Annotated in this window: 3 protein-coding genes; all 3 read right to left on the bottom strand. The window is 61.3% G+C overall.

All coding sequences use genetic code 11. From position 1 onward, the window contains the following. Positions 1-383 precede the first annotated feature (383 nt). Entirely contained in the window at positions 384-752 is a 369-nt protein-coding gene (locus ACFWPJ_RS30430; RefSeq protein WP_378856596.1) for a hypothetical protein, read from the bottom strand. Between the two features lie 95 nt (positions 753-847). After that, entirely contained in the window at positions 848-1,723 is an 876-nt protein-coding gene (locus ACFWPJ_RS30425; protein ID WP_378856594.1) for an immunity 49 family protein, read from the bottom strand. A gap of 8 nt (positions 1,724-1,731) precedes the next feature. Then, the coding region (locus tag ACFWPJ_RS30420; protein WP_378856592.1) for a hypothetical protein at positions 1,732-2,446 on the bottom strand (715 nt) is incomplete at its 5' end.

The following is a 2,446-nucleotide window of genomic DNA, read 5'->3' as shown; positions in this document are numbered from 1 at the left end:
GGGCCGTACATCCGGGTGCCCTGGACGGCGGCTTGCACCCTCGATGTCAACGAGACATAGTGTCCGCCGGGCGCCAGGTAACCGCCGGCTGCGATGATTTGCTCGTTGTCGGCGGCGATGGCTCGCAGGCGTTCGGTCACACCCACAATGCTCGCATGGCTCGAGACAACCGCCAGCCCAGATACTTGCACAACGCGGGCCGGTCTCGTCGCTCGGCGCGGACGACAATCCGCTTGCGGGACGACCCTTCTGGTGCGACCAACCCGATCCCAATCCCCTGCGGGAGTGGATCCGGGAGTGCGGCGATGTCGGTCGTCCCTGGTGTCGGGGCGGTGACGTAGATGTCCCGCCGGCACCATTTCATGGACGGTGATTCCTCTGATTCACATGTACAAACCCTTCGCCCGCAGGATCTCCACGACCCGCTTGTTGTGGGCGGCACGGCGCTCCCGCTCTTGCCTGGCCTGTTCAGGATCGTCGAAGTGTCGGTGCACCAAGATGAGATTCTCCAGCGGCGTGTTCGAGCCGTCCTCACGGATCCGGCAGTGTGAAGAGGTTTCCCCGTCGTTTCCCTCTTTGTAGAAGTCGAGGAAGTAGCCGGTCTCGTCGTGCTCGGCGCGGACACGAATCCGCTCGCGCGATGAGCCTTCTGGTGCGACCAACCCTATCCGGACCCCCAGCGGCAGTGGATCCGGGAATGCCGCGATGTGTGTGGTCCCGGGGGTCAATGCCGTGACGAAGATGTCCCGCACCCGATCGGGCACCTTGCCGAATCCGTCGCGGACGGTGTCCCAGTTCGACCAGGGTGTTCTCGCCATATCGCGTGGTTCGCGGTGCTGTGTTGAGGTTATATGGGGAATTCTCCGAGCCAGCTTCCGCGGAGGAGATGTTCGGGAAGGTAGTCCGATTGCACGTTGACGGGGATGCCGGAGTCCAGGGCGAGGCAGGCGATGGCGAGCAGCCCGAGTGCGAGGTTTCCGGTGAAGTCATCTTCGCGGTCGGGGTCGGATGTCCAGTATTCGCGGTGGTAGTGCAGGGCTTGCTGGAGGGCGGTGTTGAATTCGTCGGGGTCGCCTTGGAGGACTCGGTAGAACAGGTAGATGTATTGGTAGTTGATTTTGTCGAGCATGTCTCGGGGGGTGATGACGGCGATCGAGGGGTCGGAAAGCTGGATCGCGTCACCGAGTTTGTCGACCAGTCCGGGCTGTTTCAGTGCCCAGATCTGCAGTGCTTCGGTCCAGCGGATCCAGTATTCGTCGGTCTGGACGTGGGGAGGGAACAGGTTCTCTGCTGGTATGTTCGCCAGCTGCTCGAGGCGTGGGCCGTCTCGGCAGATCAGGCACCACCAGAACGTAGTCAACCATTTGTGAGAACTCGAACCCCATGAGCGTCGTGCGGCGACGTTGTCCTTGAGTGTGCTCAGGTGCCGTACTTCGTGATCGATCATCACGTCGATTGCGTCGTCGGTGGTGTAGGCCCATTCGAACATCGCTGAACCGGTCTGCAATACCAATACGGCGGCTTCCCAGGATTCCAACTTCCGGCCAGTCGGATCGAGAGTCAATTGCTCTCGCACCTTTTTCGCAGCTCGTTCGAAAGCGGTCGTAATTGCTCTCGGATGTTCGGTCATCCTGCTGAGGGCGTCCGAGGTCGATTCCTGTATCCGGATGAGATAGGCGGACGGCGCGGACAGTGCCGTCCAGTGGACCGGGATGGTCTCCATGAAATCTCTCAGCTCCCTGCTTCGATATTGAATGTCTTCATTTTATAACCGGCGTATGTGCCGGTATTCGGTGCGCCGTGTACGACAACGTAATCAAGATTATCTTGTTCCAAGGAGTCGCGGAGTTCGGTAACGAGATCCTTTCCGTCGATGGTGTCTCGCTGGTTTTCTGCCTTCATGCCTCGATTTTCCATCTCATTGAGGATGTCTTCGAAGTAGTCGCGGGTGCCTTGGGAGACGCGCTGGCCGTTGGGTAGGTTGCGGGCTCCTAGTCGGGTTTCGGTGCTGCTCTTTGCTTCGACCACGACGTATCGCCCGTCTTGGGTGCGCCACACTTGGTCGAATTGGTGGTTGCCGTTGGCGGGGCCGTGGAGGTCGATGCGTGTCGCGCCGGGGTAGTGGTCGCGGATGGCGGCTTCGGCGGCCACGTTGTCACCGTACTTCTCGGCTGCCTTGGACATGGCGGTGTGGGCGCTGCTGTATTCGGCCTCGGCGCGGTCCAGTCGGGCTTGGTTGGCCGGTGACGGGTCGGCTTCGAACGCTGTTCGAGCGTTGTCGCGGTTGGCCAAGGCGGTGGTGTCGCGTGCTATCGCGTCGTTGCGTTTACGTGCGAGGGGGTCGAGTGTAGCGATCTGTTCGGGGGTGGCGTCGATTCGTCCGCGTTTGACGGGGTCACCGAGGTAGTCGGGCGGTGTGGGAGCGGGTGCGTCGCCGACGGCGATC

The organism is Nocardia sp. NPDC058497, assembly GCF_042720195.1.
Taxonomy (GTDB): Bacteria; Actinomycetota; Actinomycetes; order Mycobacteriales; family Mycobacteriaceae; genus Nocardia.
This window is presented reverse-complemented; position numbering and strand designations above follow the sequence as displayed.